22 protein-coding genes and 1 riboswitch are annotated in these 23,235 nt (G+C 70.5%); of the genes, 14 read left to right on the forward strand and 8 right to left on the reverse strand.

Annotated elements, in window-relative coordinates; all coding sequences use genetic code 11:
- Positions 1–130: 130 nt before the first annotated feature.
- Positions 131–1,024 carry a pyridoxal-phosphate dependent enzyme gene (locus AB0950_RS00275; protein ID WP_366777468.1) on the forward strand — a complete coding sequence of 298 codons (894 nt, stop codon included), beginning with the start codon at positions 131–133 and terminating at the stop codon, positions 1,022–1,024.
- A 2-nt stretch (positions 1,025–1,026) separates the two neighbouring features.
- On the opposite strand, the gene AB0950_RS00280 is transcribed toward AB0950_RS00275, so the two are convergent.
- Positions 1,027–2,622, reverse strand: a complete 1,596-nt coding sequence (locus AB0950_RS00280; RefSeq protein WP_360154833.1) for a Na+/H+ antiporter — start codon at positions 2,620–2,622, stop codon at positions 1,027–1,029.
- A gap of 61 nt (positions 2,623–2,683) precedes the next feature.
- Between AB0950_RS00280 and AB0950_RS00285 the strand changes: the two genes are divergently transcribed.
- The 3 genes from AB0950_RS00285 (at position 2,684) to AB0950_RS00295 (ending at position 4,801) form a co-directional block, all read left to right on the forward strand.
- Positions 2,684–2,944, forward strand: a complete 261-nt coding sequence (locus tag AB0950_RS00285; protein WP_360154830.1) for a UBP-type zinc finger domain-containing protein — start codon at positions 2,684–2,686, stop codon at positions 2,942–2,944.
- Positions 2,945–3,269: 325 nt separating this feature from the next.
- Entirely contained in the window at positions 3,270–3,686 is a 417-nt protein-coding gene (locus AB0950_RS00290) for an anti-sigma regulatory factor (protein WP_055705999.1), read from the forward strand.
- A gap of 17 nt (positions 3,687–3,703) precedes the next feature.
- Positions 3,704–4,801, forward strand: coding sequence for an RNA polymerase sigma factor SigF (locus AB0950_RS00295; RefSeq protein ID WP_360154827.1), 1,098 nt, complete (start codon positions 3,704–3,706; stop codon positions 4,799–4,801).
- 6 nt (positions 4,802–4,807) lie between these two features.
- On the opposite strand, the gene AB0950_RS00300 is transcribed toward AB0950_RS00295, so the two are convergent.
- Positions 4,808–5,254 (reverse strand): hypothetical protein, encoded by a 447-nt coding sequence (locus AB0950_RS00300; RefSeq protein WP_360154824.1) that lies wholly within the window; start codon positions 5,252–5,254, stop codon positions 4,808–4,810.
- 146 nt (positions 5,255–5,400) lie between these two features.
- Here AB0950_RS00300 and AB0950_RS00305 point away from each other — a divergent pair, with 146 nt between their 5' ends.
- Together AB0950_RS00305 and AB0950_RS00310 are read left to right on the forward strand one after the other, a co-directional pair.
- Positions 5,401–6,369: a diacylglycerol kinase family protein gene (locus tag AB0950_RS00305; protein ID WP_360154821.1), complete on the forward strand. Its 969-nt coding sequence runs from the start codon at positions 5,401–5,403 to the stop codon at positions 6,367–6,369.
- Between the two features lie 331 nt (positions 6,370–6,700).
- Complete coding sequence (locus AB0950_RS00310) at positions 6,701–6,958, forward strand: WhiB family transcriptional regulator (RefSeq protein ID WP_003992873.1); 258 nt, start codon at positions 6,701–6,703, stop codon at positions 6,956–6,958.
- Between the two features lie 202 nt (positions 6,959–7,160).
- Here the strand turns inward: AB0950_RS00310 and AB0950_RS00315 are convergent, their stop codons facing one another.
- Positions 7,161–8,627 (reverse strand): PAS domain-containing sensor histidine kinase, encoded by a 1,467-nt coding sequence (locus tag AB0950_RS00315; RefSeq protein WP_360155275.1) that lies wholly within the window; start codon positions 8,625–8,627, stop codon positions 7,161–7,163.
- A gap of 704 nt (positions 8,628–9,331) precedes the next feature.
- Here AB0950_RS00315 and nagB point away from each other — a divergent pair.
- The 7 genes from nagB (at position 9,332) to AB0950_RS00350 (ending at position 17,359) form a co-directional block, all read left to right on the forward strand.
- Entirely contained in the window at positions 9,332–10,117 is a 786-nt protein-coding gene (nagB, locus tag AB0950_RS00320; RefSeq protein ID WP_366777469.1) for a glucosamine-6-phosphate deaminase, read from the forward strand.
- Between the two features lie 166 nt (positions 10,118–10,283).
- Positions 10,284–11,048, forward strand: a complete 765-nt coding sequence (locus tag AB0950_RS00325) for a GntR family transcriptional regulator (RefSeq protein WP_366777470.1) — start codon at positions 10,284–10,286, stop codon at positions 11,046–11,048.
- 125 nt (positions 11,049–11,173) lie between these two features.
- Positions 11,174–11,455 (forward strand): DUF3311 domain-containing protein, encoded by a 282-nt coding sequence (locus AB0950_RS00330; RefSeq protein ID WP_360154814.1) that lies wholly within the window; start codon positions 11,174–11,176, stop codon positions 11,453–11,455.
- Positions 11,452–13,080, forward strand: coding sequence for a monocarboxylate uptake permease MctP (mctP, locus tag AB0950_RS00335; protein ID WP_360154811.1), 1,629 nt, complete (start codon positions 11,452–11,454; stop codon positions 13,078–13,080). Before AB0950_RS00330 ends, mctP begins: the two co-directional genes overlap by 4 nt.
- 74 nt (positions 13,081–13,154) lie before the next feature.
- Positions 13,155–13,661 (forward strand): GNAT family N-acetyltransferase, encoded by a 507-nt coding sequence (locus AB0950_RS00340; protein WP_360154808.1) that lies wholly within the window; start codon positions 13,155–13,157, stop codon positions 13,659–13,661.
- Positions 13,662–13,706: 45 nt separating this feature from the next.
- A riboswitch (cobalamin riboswitch) is annotated at positions 13,707–13,839 on the forward strand.
- 125 nt (positions 13,840–13,964) lie between these two features.
- Entirely contained in the window at positions 13,965–16,346 is a 2,382-nt protein-coding gene (locus AB0950_RS00345) for a ribonucleoside-diphosphate reductase subunit alpha (RefSeq protein ID WP_366777471.1), read from the forward strand.
- The gene (locus tag AB0950_RS00350) at positions 16,346–17,359 is read left to right on the forward strand and encodes a ribonucleotide-diphosphate reductase subunit beta (RefSeq protein ID WP_360154802.1); all 1,014 of its coding nucleotides are present in this window, start codon (positions 16,346–16,348) and stop codon (positions 17,357–17,359) included. The genes AB0950_RS00345 and AB0950_RS00350 overlap by 1 nt, the downstream gene beginning before the upstream one ends.
- Before the next feature lie 37 nt (positions 17,360–17,396).
- On the opposite strand, the gene AB0950_RS00355 is transcribed toward AB0950_RS00350, so the two are convergent.
- Positions 17,397–17,612 carry a hypothetical protein gene (locus AB0950_RS00355; protein WP_360154799.1) on the reverse strand — a complete coding sequence of 72 codons (216 nt, stop codon included), beginning with the start codon at positions 17,610–17,612 and terminating at the stop codon, positions 17,397–17,399.
- 93 nt (positions 17,613–17,705) lie between these two features.
- Between AB0950_RS00355 and AB0950_RS00360 the strand changes: the two genes are divergently transcribed.
- Complete coding sequence (locus tag AB0950_RS00360) at positions 17,706–18,668, forward strand: helix-turn-helix domain-containing protein (protein ID WP_360154796.1); 963 nt, start codon at positions 17,706–17,708, stop codon at positions 18,666–18,668.
- A gap of 27 nt (positions 18,669–18,695) precedes the next feature.
- On the opposite strand, the gene AB0950_RS00365 is transcribed toward AB0950_RS00360, so the two are convergent.
- The 4 genes from AB0950_RS00365 to AB0950_RS00380 all read right to left on the reverse strand — a co-directional run bounded on the left by AB0950_RS00365 (position 18,696) and on the right by AB0950_RS00380 (position 23,182).
- On the reverse strand, positions 18,696–20,102 hold the full coding sequence (locus tag AB0950_RS00365; RefSeq protein ID WP_366777472.1) for a cytochrome P450: 1,407 nt from the start codon (positions 20,100–20,102) through the stop codon (positions 18,696–18,698).
- Positions 20,099–21,184 carry an epi-isozizaene synthase gene (gene cyc1, locus AB0950_RS00370; protein WP_360574834.1) on the reverse strand — a complete coding sequence of 362 codons (1,086 nt, stop codon included), beginning with the start codon at positions 21,182–21,184 and terminating at the stop codon, positions 20,099–20,101. The genes AB0950_RS00365 and cyc1 overlap by 4 nt, the downstream gene beginning before the upstream one ends.
- A 292-nt stretch (positions 21,185–21,476) precedes the next feature.
- The gene (gene def, locus AB0950_RS00375) at positions 21,477–22,127 is read right to left on the reverse strand and encodes a peptide deformylase (protein ID WP_360154786.1); all 651 of its coding nucleotides are present in this window, start codon (positions 22,125–22,127) and stop codon (positions 21,477–21,479) included.
- A gap of 74 nt (positions 22,128–22,201) precedes the next feature.
- Positions 22,202–23,182 (reverse strand): tetratricopeptide repeat protein, encoded by a 981-nt coding sequence (locus AB0950_RS00380; RefSeq protein WP_360154783.1) that lies wholly within the window; start codon positions 23,180–23,182, stop codon positions 22,202–22,204.
- Between the last annotated feature and the right edge of the window lie 53 nt (positions 23,183–23,235).

The following is a 23,235-nucleotide window of genomic DNA, read 5'->3' on the forward strand; positions in this document are numbered from 1 at the left end:
CTCGGCACTGAGCCTTCCAGCACGGAGCGTGATCGCTCAATTACCTGAAAGAGCGGGAATGGATCATCGGACTACTGGGCAATAAGAGGGACCTCGTACACCGTGTGTGCGGGGCGCGGACAATGGACCGGTGACCAGCCCCGCCCCGCTCAGCCCCCGCCTGCCCTCCCCCCTGCACGAGGTGGACGACGAGCGGTTCGGGCGGCGCGGGCTGCGGCTGCTGCTCAAGCGCGACGACCTGATCCACCCGGAGCTGATCGGCAACAAGTGGCGCAAGCTCGTGCCGAACATCGAGGCGGCGCGGGGCCGGCCGCTGGTCACCTTCGGCGGGGCGTACTCGAACCACCTGCGGGCCACCGCCGCCGCGGGCCGCATCCTCGGCCTGGACACCACCGGCGTGGTCCGCGGGGAGGAACTGGCCGGGCGTCCGCTGAACCCCTCCCTGGCCCGGTGCGCGGCGGACGGCATGCGGCTGCACTTCGTCGACAGATCGGCCTACCGGCACAAGCACGAGCCGCAGACGCTGGCAGCCCTCCTGCGCGCGGCCGGCGCCGAGGGGGCGTACGTGGTGCCCGAGGGCGGGAGCAACGGCGCGGCCGTGCGCGGGTGCCGGGCGCTGGGCGAGGAGTTGCGCGGGTGCGCCGACGTGGTCGCCGTGGCCTGCGGCACCGGCGGCACCCTCGCGGGCCTGGCCGCCGGCCTGGGACCGGGGCAGCGCGCGCTCGGCGTCGCCGTCCTGAAGGGCGGCTTCCTGGGCGGGGAGGTCGAGGCGCTGCAGGAACGTGCCTTCGGCGGCCGTACCGGCGAGTGGTCCCTCGACGAGCGCTTCCACTTCGGCGGGTACGCCCGTACGACACCCGCGCTGCACGCGTTCGCGGACGACTTCGAGGACCGCCACGGGCTGCCCGTCGAACGTCTCTATGTCGCCAAGGTGCTCTACGGACTGGTCGCCCTCGCGGAGGAGGGCGCCTTCCCGCGCGGGACGACGGTCGCCGCCGTCGTCACCGGGCGCCCGTTCCCGTAGCCCTACTCCGCCTCCCGGTAGGCCGCCGCCTCCTCCAGGTCCAGGCGTCTGAGGAGCGCGCGCAGCATCTCGTCGTCGATGTAGCGGTGGTCGCGGAGCTTGACGAAGACCTCGCGTTCGGTGCCGATCACCTCGCGGGACAGCCGCCGGTAGGTGACGTCGACGGACTCGCCGGTGATCGGGTTGGTCTGGCCGAGGCGCTCCCAGACGGCGTTGCGGCGGCGCTCCAGGACCGTGCGCAGCCGGTCGGCGAGCGGCGGGGGCAGGGCGTTGCGCTCGTCGGCGAGAAGGTCGTCCAGGCGGCTCTCGGCGGCCCGGGAGGCCTGCGCCTGGGCGTTGGCCTCGGCGAGCGTCTCGGCCTGCGGGTCGCGGCCGGGGAACCGCATCAGGCGGATCAGGGGCGCGAGGGTGAGGCCCTGCACCACGAGGGTGCCGATGACCGTGGTGAAGGTCAGGAAGAGGATCAGGTTCCGCTGCGGGAAGGGGGCGCCGCCGTGCACCGTGAGCGGGATGGAGAACGCGATGGCCAGGGAGACCACCCCGCGCATGGCGGCCCACCCGGTCACCACCGGCGCCCGCCAGGTGGTGTCCGGCTCCCGCTCCCTGATGCGCCGGAACAGCGCGCGGGGCAGGAACGTCGCCGGGAACACCCACGCGAAGCGGGCCGCGACCACCACCAGGAAGACCGCGATCGCGTACCAGGCCGCGTCGGCCCCCTGGTAGGCGCCCAACCCCTTGAGGACGGTCGGCAGTTGCAGGCCGATCAGCGCGAACACCGCCGACTCCAGCAGGAAGGCGACCATCCGCCACACCGCGTCCTCCTGCAGCCGGGTGGCGAAGTCGACCTCCCACGCGCGGTGCCCGAGATAGACCGCGACCACCACGACCGCGAGGACGCCGGAGCCGTGGAACTGCTCGGCGACGCCGTAGGCGACGAACGGGATCAGCAGGGAGAGGGTGTTCTGGAGCAGGACCTCCTTCAGGTGGGTGCGCAGCCAGTGGATCGGCACCATGAGCACCAGGCCGACGACGACGCCCCCGATGGCGGCCCGCAGGAACTCGCCGATCCCGCCCGCCCAGGTGGCGCCCTCGCCGGCGGCGGCGGCCAGCGCCACCCGGTAGGCGGTGATCGCGGTGGCGTCGTTGAGCAGCGACTCGCCCTGCAGGATGGTGGTGATCCGGGAGGGCAGGCCGACCCGGCGCGCGATCGACGCGGCCGCGACCGCGTCCGTCGGCGCGACCACCGCGCCCAGCACCAGCGCGGCGGGCAGCGGCAGCCCCGGTACGACAAGATAGGCGACCCAGCCGACGGCGAAGGTCGCGAACAGCACGTACCCGATCGACAGCAGTCCCACGGGCCTCATCTGGGCGCGCAGATCCAGGTACGAGCTCTCGGTGCCCTCCTTGTACAGCAGCGGCGGCAGCACCAGCGGCAGGACGACGTTCGGGTCGAGGTTGTAGTGCGGGACCCCGGGCAGGTACGACACCGCCAGGCCCGCGGCGACCAGCAGCAGCGGCGCCGGCACCGGGGTGCGCCGGGCGGCCCCCGCGACCGCCGCACTGCCCGCCACCAGCAACAGCAGCGGCATCACGTCCATGATCCTCGCCCACCCTCGTTTTCCGCGCGGTCCCCCGCACGCCCGTCGTAATCTGGCAATCATGAAACAGTGCACGCACGTCGACGCGCTGCCGCACCCGGAGCCGGAACCGCTCGACCGCACCTGCCCGGAGTGCCTCCGGGACGGCACGCACCCGGTCCAGCTGCGCCTGTGCCTCACCTGCGGCCATGTCGGCTGCTGCGACTCCTCGCCCGGCAGGCACGCGACGCGGCACCACGAGCAGTCCGGTCACCCGGTGATGCGGACGTACGAGCCCGGCGAGGAGTGGCGGTGGTGCTTCGTCGACCACGTGCTGGTCTGAGCGCCCTGATCGTCGCCGGGATTCCCGGTGATCGTGTTCCCGTTCGACCCCGTTGTCGTGTGACACTGCATGCGGCGGCGGCCTGACGACGGTTCGGGCGTCTGACGTCTGGGTACGTCAATCCGGCGCGCGCTGTTCCCATTTGGGGGCGCAAACCCTCTAGACACGGAGCGTATGCACAGCTTTACTGTGAGTGACGCCAGGGGGGTTGGGGTCCCGGGACAGGACCGTTCGGAGCGCGATAGCGTCACCGCGGAACCACGTACGCGTTACCCCGAGGGGCGACCCTCGGCCCCGTAGAGCTTGTACCACCATGGAGGTGAGGGTGTCCCAGATCGCAGGCGAGCCCGCGGCGAATCAGGACTTCGTGGAAGTCCGGCTGCCGGCCGCGGGTGCCTACCTGTCGGTGCTGCGGACGGCCACGGCCGGTCTCGCGGCCCGCTTGGACTTCACCCTGGACGAGATCGAGGACCTGCGCATCGCCGTGGACGAGGCCTGCGCGATCCTGCTCCAACAGGCCGTGCCCGGCTCCGTGCTCGGCTGTGTCTTCCGGCTCGTCGACGACTCGCTGGAGGTCACGGTCTCGGCGCCGACCACGGACGGTCACGCCCCGTCGCGGGACACCTTCGCCTGGACCGTGCTCTCGGCCCTCGCCGGCAAGGTCTCGTCCGCCGTCGACGAGGACAAGACCGTGTCGATCAGCCTCTACAAACAGCGCGGCGCGGGCCCTGGCCCGGCGTGAGGAACGGGGACGGTCCGGTGCGGGACGAAGAGCGCGGCACACGGGAGCTGCCGGCCGGGGACGGGGGTGCCCCCTGGCCGAGCACGGACGACGTCTCCGGGGCGGCTGCCCCGGGCATGTCCCGGCGCATGACGGACGGCGTCGACGGCATCCCCGAGCAGGCCAGGCCGCATCCGGAGGACGACTCCGCGCGGATCGGTGGTGACGGCGCCGTCCAGGACGTACCACCGGCAGGGCCCGGCGGCCGCACGGGGGCCAGGGCTCGCAGAAGGGCTACGGGCGGGACGATGAGCGAGCACGAGCGGTACGCCGAGGACGACGCGCTGGGCACGGAGGCCGTACAGGCCGTGCAGCACGACCCGGCGGACCGCAGCGGGGCGCGGGCGATGTTCGTGAAGCTGCGCGCGCTGGACCCGGGCAGCGCGGAGTACGCGGAGCTGCGCAATCAGCTGGTCCGTATGCACCTGCCGCTCGTGGAGCACCTGGCCCGCCGGTTCCGCAACCGCGGCGAGCCGCTGGACGACCTGACCCAGGTCGCCACGATCGGTCTGATCAAGTCCGTCGACCGGTTCGACCCGGAGCGCGGCGTGGAGTTCTCCACGTACGCCACGCCGACCGTGGTCGGCGAGATCAAGCGGCACTTCCGGGACAAGGGCTGGGCGGTCCGGGTGCCGCGCCGGCTGCAGGAGCTGCGCCTGTCGCTGACCACGGCGACGGCCGAGCTGTCCCAGCTGCACGGCCGCTCGCCCACGGTCCACGAGCTGGCCGAGAAACTCGCGATCTCCGAGGAGGAGGTCCTGGAGGGCCTGGAGTCCGCCAACGCGTACTCCACGCTGTCCCTGGACGTCCCCGACACCGACGACGAGTCCCCGGCGGTCGCCGACACCCTCGGCGCGGAGGACGAGGCGCTGGAGGGCGTGGAGTACCGGGAGTCGCTCAAGCCGCTGCTGGAGGATCTTCCGCCGCGCGAGAAGCGGATCCTGCTGCTGCGCTTCTTCGGGAACATGACCCAGTCGCAGATCGCGCAGGAGGTCGGCATCTCCCAGATGCATGTCTCCCGGCTGCTGGCCCGCACCCTGGCCCAGCTGCGGGAGAAGCTCCTCGTCGAGGAGTGAGGCCGGTTATTCGGCGCGGCCCGGTCCCTTGATGCCGAGGGCCCGGGTCGTCTCGCCGTTGACGAGCAGCACCAGCGCCGCCACGGCGACGACCGCGATGACGGCGCCGGCGGGGACGGCCATGCTGTCGGCCTTGAGCAGGTTGTAGGCGATCGGCAGCGCCATGAGCTGGGTGATCACCGCGGGCCCGCGGCTCCAGCCGCGCCGCAGGAGAAGTCCGCGCGCGGCGAGCAGCGGCAGCAGGGCGAGGACGGCGAGCGTGATGCCGAGGGTCACGGCCTGCTGCCGGTCGTCCGGGTCGCCGGTGATCCCGAGCACGAGCACCCACAGGCCGCCGGCCACGAGCGCGACGCCTTCCAGCCCGGCGAGCACGGCGGCGTAGGTCAGCCGGCGGGGGCGGGGACCCGCGGGGGCTTCGGCGGTGTCCTGGGCGGGCTTCTGCTGACTGCTCACCCCAGCAGGGTAGCCGGGGCCGGGGCGGTGCTCGACGGGCGCTCCGCGGTGACGGGGTCCCACGTGGCCAGGCTCACGCCCCCGTCTCTTACCGGATCCCTACCTCGGTCTGGGCCGGGTACCCCCCAGTAGGTACGCTGCCCTCCATGCGTGCACTTCTCGTGGTCAACCCGGCGGCAACCACCACAAGCGCACGCAGACGTGACGTGCTGATCCACGCGCTGGCGAGCGAGATGAAGCTGGAGGCGGTCACCACCGAGTACCGCGGCCACGCGCGCGACCTCGGCCGGCAGGCGGCGGACAGCGAGGACGTCGACCTCGTGGTGGCCCTCGGCGGCGACGGCACGGTCAACGAGGTCGTCAACGGCCTCCTGCACGCCGGTCCGGCCCTGGACCGCCTGCCCGGTCTGGCGGTGGTGCCCGGCGGCTCCACGAACGTCTTCGCGCGCGCCCTGGGCCTGCCCAACGACCCGGTCGAGGCCACCGGCGCCCTCCTGGACGCGCTGCGGGAGGGCCGGGAGCGGGTCGTCGGGCTCGGGCTGACCTCGGGCACGCCCGGCACCGAGGACGAGGCGGTCCCGGACCGCTGGTTCACCTTCAACGCGGGGCTCGGGTTCGACGCGGGCGTCGTCGGACGGGTCGAGCAGCAGCGCGAGCGCGGGAAGAAGTCGACCCACGCGCTGTACGTGCGCCAGGTGGTCCGGCAGTTCCTCGGCGAGCCGAACCGCCGGCACGGCTCCATCACCCTGGAGCGGCCGGGCGAGGACCCGGTCACCGATCTGGTGGTGGCCATAGTCTCGAACACGTCCCCTTGGACGTATCTCGGCAATCGCCCCATGTACACATCGCCTAAGGCCTCGTTCGACACCGGCGTCGACGTGCTCGGTCTCAGCCGTCTGTCGACGGCCGCGGTTGCCCGGTATGGCACCCAGTTGCTCACTTCGTCCCCCGAGCGCGGACCCCATGGCAAGCACGTGGTCTCGCTGCACGATCTGGATCAGTTCACCTTGCATTCGAAGGCTCCTCTGCCCCTGCAGATGGACGGAGACCACCTAGGACTGCGTACGAGCGTGACGTTCACAGGTGTACGCCGTGCACTGCGTGTGATTGTGTGAGCGGAAGAGGCAAAAGTCCTTTCACTCGAACGTTTAGGCCAGGATCCACCCCATGGAAGTACGGCTGTGACCTAGTCGACACCGAGGAATCAAAAAAAACTTTCCGGAAGGGGTTGTATCCGTCGCTGAGGTTTGCGAGTCTCTACGTGGCGATCGGGACGGCCCGCAACACCGGCCTCCACTGATCACCGGAACCCCTCTTCACACACAGGACCACGCCGGGGAAGACTCGGCGTTCGGCCCTTCACTTGTTGAGGGATTCGTGAAAGCGTTCACATTCACAAGCAACCTGCACGTCATACGTACAGAGAACCTAGGAGAGGTAGCAGCCATGGACTGGCGTCACAACGCCGTTTGCCGCGAGGAAGACCCCGAGCTCTTCTTCCCCATCGGCAACACCGGTCCTGCGCTGCTGCAGATCGAGGAAGCCAAGGCCGTCTGCCGTCGCTGCCCGGTGATCGAGCAGTGTCTGCAGTGGGCGCTCGAGTCCGGTCAGGACTCCGGCGTCTGGGGTGGTCTCAGCGAGGACGAGCGCCGCGCCATGAAGCGCCGCGCCGCCCGCAACCGGGCTCGTCAGGCCTCCGCCTGACATACCCACCCCTGCTGACAGCCTGAGCTTGGCGGCGCGTGCAGCACGCACGCATCTCCCGCCCCCGAGCCGCAGCGCGCAGTATCCCCCGATGCGCTTAGCACTACGCGGAGCAGCAACGAGCACGAGCCTCGGACCCAACGGCGGTCCGGGGCTTTTTGCTGTGCTCAAACGGCCCTCGGCGTACGCCGGTTGGGGTGGACTACTTCTGCGCCCGCACCGGAATGTCCAGGATCACCCTGGTCCCCCGCCCCGGCGCCGGGACCATGTCGAAGGCGCCGCCCAGCTCGCCCTCCACCAGGGTGCGCACGATCTGCAGGCCCAGGTTGCCCGAGCGGTGCGGGTCGAAGCCCTCGGGCAGGCCGACGCCGTCGTCCTGGACGGTGACCAGCAGGCGGGCCTCCTTCGCCGTACCGCCGCGGACCGCGGAGACCTCGACCGTGCCGGTGTCGCCCTGGCGGAAGCCGTGCTCCAGGGCGTTCTGCAGGACCTCGGTGAGGACCATCGACAGCGGGGTGGCGACCTCGGCGTCGAGTATGCCGAAGCGCCCGGTGCGCCGGCCGGTCACCTTGCCCGGCGAGATCTCGGCGACCATGGCGAGGACGCGGTCGGCGATGTCGTCGAACTCCACGCGCTCATCCAGGTTCTGAGACAGCGTCTCATGCACGATGGCGATGGAGCCGACCCGGCGGACGGCCTCCTCCAGGGCCTCCCGGCCGCGCTCGGAGTCGATGCGCCGGGCCTGGAGCCGCAGCAGCGCGGCCACCGTCTGGAGGTTGTTCTTCACCCGGTGGTGGATCTCCCGGATGGTGGCGTCCTTGGTGATCAACTCTCGTTCGCGGCGGCGCAGTTCGGTGACGTCCCGGCACAGCACCAGCGAACCGATCCGGGTGCCCTTCGGTTTGAGCGGGATGGCCCGGAACTGGATGACGCCGTCGTTGGCCTCGATCTCGAACTCGCGCGGCGCCCAGCCGCTCGCCAGCTTGACGAGTGCCTCGTCCACCGGGCCGCGGGTCGGGGCGAGTTCGGCGGTGGTCTGCCCGAGGTGGTGGCCGACCAGGTCGGCGGCGAGGCCGAGGCGGTGGTAGGCGGACAGCGCGTTCGGGGAGGCGTACTGGACGATGCCGTCGGCGTCGAGCCGGATCAGGCCGTCGCCGACGCGCGGCGAGGCGTCCATGTCGACCTGCTGGTCGGGGAAGGGGAAGGAGCCGGCCGCGATCATCTGCGCCAGGTCGGAGGCGCTCTGGAGGTAGGTCAGCTCCAGGCGGCTCGGGGTGCGCACGGTCAGCAGGTTGGTGTTGCGGGCGATCACGCCGAGGACGCGGCCGTCGCGTCGTACGGGGATGGACTCGACCCGTACGGGGACCTCTTCGCGCCACTCCGGGTCGCCCTCGCGCACGATCCGGCCCTCGTCCAGCGCCGCGTCCAGCATGGGCCGGCGGCCGCGCGGGACGAGGTGGCCGACCATGTCGTCCTGGTAGGAGGTGGGGCCGGTGTTGGGGCGCATCTGGGCCACCGAGACGTACCGGGTGCCGTCCCGGGTGGGGACCCACAGGACGAGGTCGGCGAAGGAGAGGTCGGAGAGCAGCTGCCACTCCGAGACCAGCAGGTGGAGCCACTCGAGATCGGAGTCGTCGAGGGCGGTGTGCTGGCGGACCAGTTCGTTCATGGAGGGCACGTCTGCGAGCGTACCCGCACGTTTGAACGGGGCCGAAAAACACCCGCGGGCCGCGGCGCCTGGAAGGGACCCTCAACCCTCCCGGCACCGCAGCCCGGAGCATCATCGGCCGTGGGGTGTGCGGTCCCGGTCGGCCGAAGGTCGAGGAGCCGGGGCAGTCAGGGCAGAGAGCTCCGGTTCCTCGGTCCGCCTTCCTGTGCGGGGAAGGCGGAGGCTTGTTCAGTTGGCTGCCCACGGTCGATTGTGGACTAGACCACACCGCTGTGTCCATGGCCCGGCCGGCATGCACGCCCCCTGCACGACCCGGCGCATGGCACCCGATGCCATGCAGCCTAGCCCGCCCGGGTCGGCCGCGGGGCCAGATGGCCCCGGCAATTTCCCCGAGCGCCTCCGGTCCCCCGGCGCACGCCGTCGCGTGTCTGCCGCGACATGCCCTGCAGCGCGGCGGCCGCATGCCGGGCGAGGGCACCGGCACCCTGCCTGCGGCGAGCCGTTCCGCGGCCCATGGTCCGGGTCAGGTCGGTGAGCGAGGTGCGCTGGTAGCCGCGCCCCCGGAAGGCCAGGAGCGCCTGGTGCGGGGCGGTGGCACGATCGGAGAACGGGAAGGGGTCGTGTCCCGGCGGACCCCCTTCTGTTAGATTGGTCTAAACCACATAGTGACGCCCAGAGCCCACTTCAGAACGGCAGGCCCCAGCGTGGAAGTTGTCATCGTTCCGGACGCCGCGGCGGGTGGCGAGCTGATCGCCGAGGCCATGGCACAGCTGCTGCGACGCAAGCCCGACGCCCTGCTCGGCGTGGCCACCGGCTCCACCCCGCTGCCCGTCTACCAGGCACTGACCGCCAAGGTGCGTTCCGGCGCCGTCGACACCTCGCGGGCGCGCATCGCCCAGCTCGACGAGTACGTGGGGCTGCCCGCCGACCACCCCGAGTCCTACCGCTCGGTGCTGCGCCGTCAGGTGCTTCAGCCGCTCGGCATCGGCATGGACAAGTTCCTCGGGCCCGACGGCACCGCCGAGGACGTCCAGGCGGCCTGCGCGGCGTACGACCGGGCGCTCGCCGAGGTCGGCGGGGTGGACCTGCAGCTGCTCGGGATCGGCACCGACGGGCACATCGGGTTCAACGAGCCCTGCTCCTCGCTCGCCTCCCGGACCCGGATCAAGACGCTGACCGAGCAGACCCGGGTCGACAACGCGCGCTTCTTCGACGGCGACATCGAGCAGGTCCCGCACCACGTCATCACCCAGGGCATCGGCACCATCCTGGAGGCCCGGCACCTGGTGCTGCTGGCGACCGGCGAGGGCAAGGCGGACGCGGTCGCCGCCACCGTCGAGGGGCCGGTCGCGGCGGTCTGCCCGGCCTCCGCGCTCCAGCTGCACCCGCACGCCACCGTGGTCGTCGACGAGGCGGCCGCGTCCAAGCTGAAGCTGGCCGACTACTTCCGCCACACCTACGCGGGCAAGCCGGACTGGCAGGGGATCTGACCCGGTCCGGCCGCCGGTTGGACTAGACCAGCCTCGGTCACCACTGTATATAGAGGAGATCACGGAGCGTGCGGGTGGAGTCCTGACAGAAGAACCCGTGCCACGATGTGAGCCGTGACCGGTGGGCTGCCGGTCGCTGTCGGCACCGGAGCCGGGAAGGCAGAGCATGAGCACCGACGTCAGCAGTGCGGAGAACGAGGCCGGGACGACCGTCCGTACGGCGCGCGTGCCCAAGTACTACCGCCTGAAGAAGCACCTGCTCGACATGACCGAGACCCAGGCGCCGGGCACGCCGGTCCCGCCGGAGCGCACGCTGGCGGCCGAGTTCGACACCTCCCGCACGACGGTCCGCCAGGCCCTGCAGGAGCTGGTGGTCGAGGGCCGCCTGGAGCGCATCCAGGGCAAGGGCACCTTCGTCGCCAAGCCCAAGGTCTCCCAGGCGCTGCAGCTCACCTCCTACACCGAGGACATGCGCGCCCAGGGCCTGGAGCCCACCTCGCAGCTGCTGGACGTCGGCTACATCACCGCCGACGACCGGCTCGCCGGGCTGCTCGACATCGCCGCCGGCGGACGGGTGCTGCGCATCGAGCGGCTGCGCATAGCCAACGGCGAGCCGATGGCCATCGAGACCACGCACCTGAGCGCCAAGCGCTTCCCGGCCCTGCGCCGCTCCCTGGTGAAGTACACCTCCCTCTACACCGCCCTGGCCGAGGTCTACGACGTCCATCTCGCGGAGGCCGAGGAGACGATCGAGACCTCGCTGGCCACCCCGCGCGAGGCCGGCCTGCTCGGCACCGACGTGGGCCTGCCGATGCTGATGCTCTCCCGCCACTCCCTGGACCGCGAGGGCAAGCCGGTGGAGTGGGTGCGGTCCGTCTACCGAGGTGACCGCTACAAGTTCGTGGCGCGGCTGAAGCGGCCTGCCGAGTGAGGCGCGCCGGTCTTCGCTGAATCGGTATACCGATATGTGAACGAGGTCTTCCGCTGGCGGGACGCCGTCACCTAGATTGCCTGCGCATTACACAGGTGATCAGCGAGGGGACGGAGAGCCGTGCCATGTCCAGCAGTCCTGAAGTGAGACCTCCGGTCGTGACGCCGGTCCGGGTGATCATCGGCCTGTGCCTCGTCGCGCCGTTCGTGGCGATGCTGTGGGTCGGCTCCTACGCCAAGACGGACCCCGCCTTCATCGGGATCCCCTTCTTCTACTGGTACCAGATGCTCTGGGTGCTGATCTCCACCGCGCTCACCATGACCGCGTACAAGCTGTGGCAGCACGACCAGCGCTCCCGCGCCGCCCAGGACTCCTCCGCTTCCGCGACGGGCGGTGAGGCGAAGTGAAGACCGGTGTCAACGGCGTCGCGCTCGGCGTCTTCATCTTCTTCTTCCTGGCCGTCACGGTCATAGGCTTCCTCGCCGCCCGCTGGCGCAGGGCCGAGAACGAGCACTCGCTGGACGAATGGGGCCTGGGCGGACGGTCGTTCGGCACCTGGATCACCTGGTTCCTGCTCGGCGGTGACCTGTACACGGCGTACACCTTCGTCGCCGTACCGGCGGCGATCTACGCGGCGGGCGCGTCCGGTTTCTTCGCGGTGCCGTACACGATCCTGGTGTACCCGCTGATCTTCACGTTCCTGCCGCGCCTGTGGTCGGTCAGCCACCGCCACGGCTACGTCACCACGTCCGACTTCGTCCGGGGCCGCTTCGGCTCCAAGGGACTGTCGCTCGCCGTGGCGCTGACCGGCATCCTCGCGACGATGCCGTACATCGCGCTCCAGCTCGTCGGCATCCAGGCGGTGCTGGACGTGATGGGCGTGGGCGGCGGCGACAACACGAACTGGTTCGTGAAGGACCTGCCGCTGCTGATCGCCTTCGGCGTGCTGGCGGCGTACACCTACTCGTCGGGTCTGAGGGCCCCCGCGCTGATCGCGTTCGTCAAGGACGCGCTGATCTACATCGTCATCGCGGTGGCGATCATCTACATCCCGATCAAGCTGGGCGGCTTCGACGACGTCTTCGCCAAGGCGGGCCACGCGTTCAGCCAGGTCAACCCGGCGACGGGCAAGCCGCGCGGCGCGCTCGCGCCGCCCGAGGCCGGTCAGTGGACCTACGCCACGCTGGCCCTCGGCTCCGCCCTGGCGCTGTTCATGTACCCGCACTCGATCACCGCGACGCTCTCCTCCAAGAGCCGTGAGGTGATCCGCCGCAACACCACGATCCTGCCGCTGTACTCCCTGATGCTCGGCCTGCTGGCCCTGCTGGGCTTCATGGCCATCGCGGCCGGGGTGAAGGTCACCAACGGGCAGCTGGCGATCCCGCAGCTGTTCGAGGACATGTTCCCGGACTGGTTCGCGGGCGTGGCCTTCGCGGCGATCGGCATCGGCGCGCTGGTGCCGGCGGCGATCATGTCGATCGCGGCGGCGAACCTGTTCACCCGCAACATCTACAAGGACTTCATCAAGCCGGACGCGACGCCGAAGCAGGAGGCCCAGGTCTCCAAGATCGTGTCGCTGCTGGTGAAGGTGGGCGCCCTGGTCTTCGTCCTCACCATGGACAAGACCGTCGCGATCAACTTCCAGCTGCTGGGCGGCATCTGGATCCTGCAGACCTTCCCGGCGCTGGTCGGCGGCCTGTTCACCCGCTGGTTCCACCGCTGGGCGCTGCTCGCCGGCTGGGCGGTCGGCATGGTGTACGGCACGCTCGCCGCGTACGGGGTCGCCTCCCCGACCCAGAAGCACTTCGGCGGCTCGGCCAAGGAGATCCCCGGCATCGGCGAGATCGGCTACATCGGCCTCACCGCGTTCGTGCTCAACGTCGTGGTCACCGTGGTCGTCACCTTCGTCCTCAAGGCCGTGAAGGCCCCCGAGGGCGTGGACGAGACCAAGCCGGAGGACTACACGGCGGACGCCGGCGACCCGGGGGTCCAGGTGGAGCTGCCGCCCGCCACCGCGGGCGCCGGTCACTGACCGACTGCCGTACGAGGGGCCGCCGGAGACATTCCGGCGGCCCTTTGTCGTACCCCTCCGGCACACTCGGTGCCATGGACATCGTGATCCGGCGGGCCACGCCCGACGAGTACGACGCCCTGGGCCGGATCACCGCCCGGGCCTATCTCCAGGACGGCCTCCTGGACTTCGGCGAGAGCGACGCCTACCTCGGTGAACTCAAAGACGTGGCACGGCGCGCGGCAGCCGCGGAGGTGCTCGTGGCGGTGCGCGACGGCACCCTCCTCGGCGGGGTCACCTTCGTGCCCTCCCCCGGTCCGATGGCCGACATCGCCCGCCCGGCAGAGGCCGAGATCCGGATGCTCGCCGTGGCCGCGGCGGCCCGCGGCCAGGGGGCGGGCGAGGCCCTCGTGCGGGCCTGTGTCGAGCGCGCACGGGCCATCGAGGGCTGCCGGGCCGTGGTCCTGTCCACCCAGCGCAGCATGCGCGCCGCCCACCGCATCTACGAACGCCTGGGTTTCGTCCGCACGCCCGAGCGGGACTGGAAGCCTCTCCCGGAGCTGGACGACATCACGCTGCTCACCTATGAGTTGACGCTGTGACACCGCCCCGACACAACATCTGGGGGTGACGCGACAGCCCGGCACTACATGTATGCTCATGCTCGCTGTCGCCGCAGGGGAATCCGGTGCGAATCCGGAACTGTCCCGCAACGGTGTACTTGTGCGCGTCTGCGCCCAGGAGTCAGTCCGAGGACCTGCCGGCAGCGCGCCCGGCCGTCCGGTCCGGGTGCCCCCAGACGTCCGGGCCTCGTGGAATGGGCCGGTGGACGCGACGCCGTGTGCGCTCGTGGCTGCCCCTGCCCTTACGCGAAGGCCCCCGTGCCGAGCGAGGGAGAGCCCCACGTGACCATCGCGCCAGCAGATCCGGCTTCAGACAGCGGTATCTCAGCCGCCGTGGAGACCGACGGTCCCGGTGCCGCGCTGCTGCGGACCCTGACCGAGCTGACCGCCGACCTCCCCGACGCCGACCCCGGCCGGGTCGCCGCCGCCGCGCTGCGCGGCCGGTCGGCCCGCGCCGACGAGGCGGAGCTGCGCGAGCTGGCCACGGAGGCCGCCGCCGGGCTCATCTCCGAGGACCCTGCCTACTCCCGGCTGGCCGCCCGGCTGCTCACCCTCTCCATCCGCGCCGAGGCCGCCTCGCAGGGCGTGACGTCCTTCACCGAGTCGGTCGCCGTCGGGCACCGCGAGGGGCTCATCGCCGACCGGACCGCCGCGTTCGTACGGCTGCACGCCGAGCGGCTCGACGCGCTGATCGACCGCACGGCCGACGACCGCTTCGGCTACTTCGGCCTGCGCACCCTGTACAGCCGCTACCTGCTGCGGCATCCGATCACCCGCAAGATCGTCGAGACGCCCCAGCACTTCATGCTGCGGGTCGCCGCCGGCCTCGCCGAGGACGACACCGCCCGCTCGGTGGACGAAGTCGCCGCGCTCTACGGGCTCATGAGCCGCCTCGACTACCTCCCGTCCTCCCCCACGCTCTTCAACTCCGGCACGCGGCACCCGCAGATGTCGTCCTGCTACCTCCTGGACTCCCCCAAGGACGAGCTGGACTCGATCTACGACCGCTACCACCAGGTGGCCCGGCTCTCCAAGCACGCCGGCGGCATCGGTCTGTCCTACTCCCGCATCCGCGGCCGCGGTTCGCTGATCCGCGGCACCAACGGGCACTCCAACGGCATCGTCCCGTTCCTGAAGACGCTGGACGCCTCGGTGGCGGCCGTGAACCAGGGCGGCCGGCGCAAGGGCGCCGCCGCGGTGTACCTGGAGACCTGGCACTCCGACATCGAGGAGTTCCTGGAGCTGCGGGACAACACCGGTGAGGACGCCCGCCGTACGCACAACCTGAACCTCGCGCACTGGGTCCCGGACGAGTTCATGCGCCGGGTCGAGGCCGACGAGCAGTGGTCGCTGTTCTCCCCCTCCGACGTGCCGGAGCTGGTGGACCTGTGGGGCGAGGAGTTCGACGCCGCCTACCGCAAGGCCGAGCAGGCGGGCCTGGCGAAGAAGACCCTGCCGGCCCGTGAGCTGTACGGCCGGATGATGCGCACCCTCGCGCAGACCGGCAACGGCTGGATGACCTTCAAGGACGCGGCCAACCGCACCGCCAACCAGACGGCCCTGCCGGGGCACGTGATCCACTCCTCCAACCTCTGCACGGAGATCCTGGAGGTCACGGACGACGGCGAGACGGCCGTGTGCAATCTGGGGTCGGTGAACCTCGGCGCCTTCGTCGACACGGCGGCCGGCGACATCGACTGGGAGCGGCTGGACGACACCGTCCGCACCGCCGTCACCTTCCTCGACCGCGTGGTCGACATCAACTTCTACCCGACCGAGCAGGCGGGCCGGTCGAACGCCAAGTGGCGTCCCGTCGGCCTCGGCGCGATGGGGCTGCAGGACGTCTTCTTCAAGCTGCGCCTGCCCTTCGACTCGCCGGAGGCCAGGGCCCTGTCCACGCGGATCGCCGAGCGGATCATGCTCGCCGCGTACGAGGCTTCCGCCGACCTCGCCGAGCGGAACGGCCCGCTGCCGGCCTGGGAGAAGACCCGCACGGCCCGGGGCGTGCTGCACCCCGACCACTACGGCGCCGAGCCGACCTGGCCGGAGCGCTGGGCGGCGCTGCGCGGCCGTATCGCCGAAACCGGCATGCGCAACTCCCTGCTGCTGGCCATCGCGCCCACCGCCACCATCGCCTCCATCGCGGGCGTGTACGAGTGCATCGAGCCGCAGGTGTCGAACCTGTTCAAGCGCGAGACGCTGTCGGGCGAGTTCCTCCAGGTCAACTCCTATCTGGTACAGGACCTGAAGAAGCTCGGCGTGTGGGACGCGCGCACCCGTGAGGCGCTGCGCGAGGCGAACGGCTCGGTGCAGGACTTCGGCTGGATCCCCGAGGACGTACGGCGGCTGTACCGCACGGCGTGGGAGATCCCGCAGCGCGGTCTGATCGACATGGCCGCGGCCCGCACCCCGTACCTGGACCAGGCGCAGTCCCTGAACCTCTTCCTGGAGACGCCGACCATCGGCAAGCTCTCCTCGATGTACGCGTACGCCTGGAAGTCGGGGCTGAAGACGACGTACTACCTGCGCTCCCGCCCGGCGACCCGGATCGCCCGCGCGGCCCGGGCGCAGACCCGGAAGACCGTCCCCGTGCAGCAGGTCGCCGACCCCGACGCGGTCGCCTGCTCCCTTGAGAACCCCGAGTCCTGCGAGGCCTGCCAGTAATGACCACCCGTACCACGAACCTTCTCGACCCGGGCTTCGAGCTGACCCTGCGCCCCATGCGCTACCCCGACTTCTACGAGCGCTACCGGGACGCGATCAAGAACACCTGGACCGTGGAGGAGGTCGACCTCCACTCGGACGTCGCCGATCTCGCGAAGCTGACGCCCGAGGAGCAGCACCTCATCGGCCGGCTGGTCGCGTTCTTCGCGACGGGCGACTCGATCGTCGCCAACAACCTGGTGCTGACGCTGTACAAGCACATCAACTCCCCCGAGGCGCGGCTGTATCTCTCACGGCAGCTCTTCGAGGAGGCCGTGCACGTCCAGTTCTATCTGACGCTGCTGGACACCTACCTGCCCGACCCGGAGGACCGGGCGGCGGCCTTCGCGGCCGTGGAGAACATCCCCTCCATCCGCGAGAAGGCCGGCTTCTGCTTCAAGTGGATCAACGAGGTCGAGAAGATCGAGCGGCTGGAGACCAGGGCCGACCGCCGCCGCTTCCTGCTCAATCTCATCTGCTTCGCCGCGTGCATCGAGGGGTTGTTCTTCTACGGCGCGTTCGCGTACGTCTACTGGTTCCGCAGCCGGGGCCTGCTGCACGGTCTCGCCACCGGCACCAACTGGGTGTTCCGCGACGAGACCATGCACATGAGCTTCGCCTTCGACGTGGTCGACACCGTCCGCAAGGAGGAGCCGGACCTGTTCGACGACGCGCTCGGGCAGCAGGTCACCGACATGCTCGAGGAGGCCGTGGAGGCCGAGCTGCAGTTCGCGCGCGACCTGTGCGGGGACGGCCTGCCGGGCATGAACACCGAGTCGATGCGGCAGTACCTGGAGTGCGTCGCCGACCAGCGGCTCACCCGGCTGGGCTTCGCCCCGGTGTACGGCTCGGAGAACCCGTTCTCCTTCATGGAGTTGCAGGGTGTCCAGGAGCTGACGAACTTCTTCGAGCGCCGCCCGTCGGCGTACCAGGTCGCGGTCGAGGGCACCGTGGACCTGGACGAGGACTTCTGACCGGCGGCTACTCGAGTGCCACGGCGCACAGGTCCCCTCAGACGGGGCGGGCCGCGCCGTGGTGCCTGTGGGGTCGGTGCGGCTGCTTCGGCTCCGGCGGGTTCTGCGCCACCTCCTCTCGCTGTGCCCTCCTGATCTGGCGGTCGATGATCGCGTCGTGGACGACGCCGATCAGCGCCGGGAGGATCAGGAGGCCGAGGATCCCGATCACGGCGATCATTCCGAGCAGTCCTTCTGCTTGTGTCCCGTTCATGGACACCACTGTCGCTCCGGACAGTCCTTACCGGGAGTGGCAGGACTGCCGTATACCCTCGATTTACTGCCACCGGCGAGGCACACTGGCCGCATGCTGCAGAACGTGGTGGCCGTGCTGCTGGACGGCGTGAACCCCTTCGAGATGGCCGTGGTCTGCGAGGTCTTCGGCATCGACCGCAGTGACGACGGCCTGCCGGTGTACGACTTCGCGGTCGCCTCGGCCGAGGGCCCGGTGCTGCGCTGCAACGCCGGGTTCACCCTGCAGGTCGAGCACGGCCTGGAGCGGCTGGAGGCGGCCGACCTGATCGCGGTGCCGGCCGGGTCCCGCTACGACGCCCGGGAGTTTCCGCCCGAGCTGCTCGACGCCCTGCGCCGCGCGGTGGACCGGGGCGCCCGGGTCCTCAGCGTCTGCTCGGGCGTCTTCGTGCTCGCCGCCGCCGGGCTGCTGGACGCCCGGCGCTGCGCCGTGCACTGGCACCACGCGCAGGAGCTGGCCCGCCAGTATCCGCGGCTGACCGTCGAGCCGGACGTGCTCTACGTCGACGAGGATCCCGTGATCACCTCGGCCGGCACCGCCGCCGGCATCGACGCCTGTCTGCACATCGTGCGCAAGGAGCAGGGCCCCGAGGTCGCCAACAAGATCGCCCGCCGGATGGTCGTACCGCCGCACCGGGACGGCGGGCAGGCGCAGTACATCGAACGCCCGCTGCCCAAGGGGCCGTGCGACACCGTCGGCGAGGTGCTGGTGTGGATGGAGGAGCACCTCGACCAGGAGATGACCGTGGAACAGCTCGCCGCCCGCGCCCACATGGCGCCGCGCACCTTCGCCCGCCGCTTCCAGCAGGAGACGGGAACCACGCCCTACCGGTGGATCCTGCGCCAACGGGTGCTGCGGGCACAGGAGTTGCTGGAGGCGACCGACGAGACCGTCGACACGATCGCCTGGCGCACCGGGTTCGGTACGGCGGCGGCGCTGCGCCACCAGTTCGTCCGGGCGCTCGGCACCACCCCGAACGCCTACCGGCGCGCGTTCCGGGGCCCGGAGGCCGCCTGAGCGCGCGCCGATATCAGGAGTCGCCCGTCACCACTCCACGGGCCTCAGCAGCAGGTTGTGCGGGCGGAGCGTGATGCCCACGCGGGTGCTGTCGTTCGACCCCGCCACCTGCTCGAAGCGGTACTTCGCCGAGACCGCCGCCGTGATCAGGCTCAGCTGGGTCATGGAGAAGTGGTCGCTGGGGCACTTGCGGTTGCCCACGCTGAAGGGGCTCATGGCGTACTTCGGCACCTCCGTGGCCCGCTCCGGCAGCCACCGGTCGGGGTCGAAGTCGAGGTGGCGGTCGTACGAGCGGGGGTCGCGCTGGATGGCGTAGGGGCTGTAGACGATGTCCGCCCCGGCCGGAATGCGATAGTCGCCGAGTGCCGTGTCGGTCACCGCGCGCCGCGTCAGAATCCATACGGCCGGCCTGAGCCGCATGGCTTCGGTGACGACATTGTTGGTGTGCCTGAGTGAGCGGACGTGCTCGAATCCGACCGGCCGGCCGCCGGTCACGGATTCGACCTCGTCGCGTACCTTCCGTGCGTGTTCCGGGTGTTCCGCGAGCACCTGCAGCAGCCACATGATCGTGGACGCCACTGTTTCGCTGCCGGGGGTGAGTATCGCGACGACCTGGTCGTGGATCTCCTGTTCCCCGATGGGGTCGCCATTGTCGTCCTTCGCCTCCAGCAATGCCGTCAGCAAATCGTCCGGCTTTTGACCAGATGCCCTCCGCTCGGCGACGATCTCGTCGACCAGGAGATGCAGATCGGCCAGAGCGCGATTGAATTCGCGGTTGGCCGGAAGCGGCAGCCGGTACAGCGGTCCGAGCGGGACGACCATGCGCCGGTACATCCCGCGGAAGACGGTGGCGAGATCGACGCTGAGCCGCTCGGCGCGCTCGTCCATGTACTCGCCGCGCAGCAGGCAGCGGGCGGCGATGCGGACGGCCACCCGGAAGGACTCGGAGGTGCAGTCGACGGTCTCGCCGGGCCGCCAGCGCCCGGTCAGCGCGTGCGCCTCCTCCTGAATCACCGGCCCGTAGTTCGGGATGGCGTCCAGCCGGAACGCGGGCTGGATGGTGCGCCGCTGGCGCCGGTGCCGGGGGCCGTTGGCGGTGGCCACTCCCTCCTTGCCGAGCAGCCCTTCGAGGGACTCCCACAGCGGTCCGTCGATCTTGAAGTCGGGGTTGAGGGCGAGCGCGCCGGTGAGCGCCGGGGTGGTGACGGCGTACACCGTCTTGGGGCCGAGCTTGAGGCGTACGACGTCGCCGTGGTCGCGGAGCCGGGACATGAACGCGAGCGGGTCGCGGACCAGCTTCAGGCCGTGTCCGAGGCCGGGGACGGCGCCTCCGGCCAGCGGCGGTTCGCGCAGTGCTGTCGTCTGAGTGGTCTCGGGGGTCTCGGAGGTCTCGGAGGTCTCGGAGGTCTCGGGCTGCACAGACTCGACGGTCATTTCTCACCTGCCGCTTCGTTCGTGACGTACGGGGGCGTGGACCGGTCGTCCCAGGTGTCGACCATGTACCGGCCGGACTCGTGGTGGAACCAGTAGACGGAGCTGAACCAGTTCCGCATATTGCCGACGCAGGCGCGCACGGCGGCGCTCAGTTCCTTTCCGTGGACCGTGCCGTCATCGAGGCCGTCGGCGAATCGCAGTGCTTCCTGCTCGACCCGGAGAAATTCACTGATGCATTCCTCGACGCGCCGCCTGACATCGTCCACCGCTTCCTCGAGCGTCAGATTCTCGTGCGTGATGAGACTGATGCCGAGATTGTGGACCTCGTCGCCCGCTATTTCCTTCGGCAGCGAGCACAGATCGTTGTACCAGGCGGCGAATTCCTGGCTGAGCAGTGCGGCCCGACGATAGGCCGCGTTTTTCCGCACGGAATCCGGGAGTTCGCACCCTGCGCTCGGCTCCAGCAGGTCCGTCCATATCCAGTGGGCGAAGGTGTGCCGGCGCAGGGCGAGGTATTCCTCGACGCCGGGTATGTAGCCCTCGGTGCGGTTGCGGAACTCGCGGTCGTAGGCCTCGATCACCGCGTGGAAGTGCCGGGCGAACCGCTGGTTCCAGGTGCGCGGCAGGAAGCCGTACAGCCGCAGCACGCTGTCGGCGAACCCCGCCACCAGCGGGTCCGGGTGGTGCAGATGGTGCCGGGGTGCGTCGAGTGCCGTGTGCAGGCGGTGCCTCAGGCGCCGCCAGTCGTCGGGCCGGCCGTGGACGACGTACCGGTCGTGCCGGTCGTCCCAGACGAAGAACCATGCGCTGTAGTCGGCGATGGCCTGCAGGACCTCGTCGGGGGCACCGAGGTAGTAGCCCGCCATGAGGTCCGTGTAGCACAGGCCATCGGCATATTCCTCCACCTTGTCCGCCGGCATCAGCCGCTTTTCCAGCAGCCACAGCCGCGTCTTCTCCTGCAACCGCGGCCAATACGGGTGCAGTTGCCGAGGAAAGGCGGACTCGATCACCGGGAGTGCCAGCGAGGGTGGTACTACGACCGCCGTGGGCGTCGTTGTGGTGCCGTGTCGGAAAGCATGCACGTACAAACCCCTCTCCGCCGCCTGGAGCGCACACCCCTCCTGTTGTGCCGGGCGTGCGCCGTTGCGTATCCCCGCAACTCCATTCAGCACCACAACTGACCGCCATGGGAACGGATTTGCTCCACTCACTACCCCAAGGTGCCGAGAATCCCCTCTTGCGTGACCGATTAAGGATCATTAGACGCATGGAAGAGATCGGTTGTACGACGCACGGGCGAGCGAACCGGGGCCACGCGAAGGGCGCCCGACCGGGGGTGATCCCCGGCCGGACGCCCAGGCGGCCCGGCGCCGGCTAGTCGTTGGCGACCACCGGATAACGTGGCTCGTTCTCGGCCATCTGCCGCAGCGCGTCCTTGCGGTCCCGCTTGGACAGCCGGTCGATGTAGAGGTAGCCGTAGAGGTGGTCGGTCTCGTGCTGCAAACACCGTGCGAAGTAGCCGGTGCCGCGGACCTTGATCGGGTTGCCCCGCTCGTCCTGGCCGGTCACCTCGGCGTAGTCGGGACGGGCGAGCGGCGCGTACGCCCCCGGCACGGACAGACAGCCCTCGTTGCTGTCGTCCAGCCGGCGCCGCTCGGCGGGCAGCTCGACCGGCTTCGGGTTGCAGACCACGCCGACGTGCCGGACGCCCTCGTCGTCCTGGCAGTCGTAGACGAAGACCTTCAGGTCGACGCCGATCTGGTTGGCGGCCAGGCCCACGCCCTCGGCGGTCCGCTGGCTGGCGAACATGTCCGCGACCAGCTGCTGGAGTTCCTCGCCGAACTCGGTGACGTCCTTGCACTCCGTGTGCAGCACCGGATTGCCGACGACCGTGATCGGCCGCGAGGTCCCGCGCTCCCGCCAGGCCTTCTCGCGCCCCTCGCAGTCCTCCGTGTCGACGACGTACCCCTCGTCGTCGACGGGGAGCACGCCCGCGTGCTGCTGATCGGTGTCCTGCTGCGCCATGACCGACGTACGCCTTCCTGCAAACCTGGGAAAAGTCTCGGGGTACAGCCTAAAGGCGGCCGGTCACCGGAGGCTCAGCAAACCTCTTCGAGATCCCGCCAGTCCCGCGAGTCCGGGCTGTCCGCGACCCACCCGTCCAGCAGCCCCCGCACCAGCGAGGCCGGCGCGGCCACCCCGCACTCCCGCTCCGGCACCCACAGCTGCCCGTCCGTGCGGTGCCCCAGCGGCCCGGGGTGCCCCGGCTCGCTGTGGTCGTGCGGGTCCAGTTGCAGCCCCTCGCCCTCGTCCGACGGCATCCGCGACTCCGAGCACATCCGGCACAGCAGCCGCACGGAGGAGGACCAGTCCTCCGCGGCGAACCCCGCGTCGGCGGCCAGCTGTTCCAGCGCGTCGCGGTCCGCCTCCGTGGCCGCCTCCAGCAGCACCACCCAGGTCGGCACCGGCGAGGGCGCCCACAGCTCGATCTCGTCGAAGACCGGGTACGCGTGCCCGGTGGACGTGGTGCGCTCGCCGTGCGGGACGCCGTCGTGCAGCACGACCTCGCCCCAGCGTCGCCCGGACGAGGGAAGCGGGATGGACAGCACCTCGATCCGCGCCGGGTCCAGCCTGCGCCCCCACACGACCTCGGCCTCGCCCTCCGGGGAGAGCCGCACGGCCGCGCTGCCCAGTTCCATGCCGACCGGTTCCCCGGCCACGGCGGCGCCGCCGGGCACCTTCAGGCCGTACGCCTGCCAGGCGCGGCGGGCCAGCGGCCAGTCCTGCAGGGCCGTGGCGGCGATGCCGACGTTCCACCAGTCGGGCGCCCCGGTCTCCCGCTCCAGCAGGGCGACCGCCCGGAGTCCCGCGGCCCGCGCCTGCTCCCAGTCGTGCCGGAACTTGTGCAGCAGGGCGAGGTTGAACCAGGACTCCGACAGCCAGGGCTCGAGGTCGGCGGCCCGTGTCAGCAGCTCGCCCGCGTCCTCGTACCGGCCGTCGCCGATCAGCGTGAACGCGCGGTCGGTGGCCTGCCGCCAGGAGGCGGAGGGCCGGTGCCGTCCCTTGCCGAAGATCCTCACGATTCCCGCCTGCCAGTTCCAGTTCACACAGTGGGCTGGCTTGTGCCCCCGGA

The organism is Streptomyces sp. NPDC007189 (genome assembly GCF_040703635.1).
Taxonomy (GTDB): Bacteria; Actinomycetota; Actinomycetes; order Streptomycetales; family Streptomycetaceae; genus Streptomyces.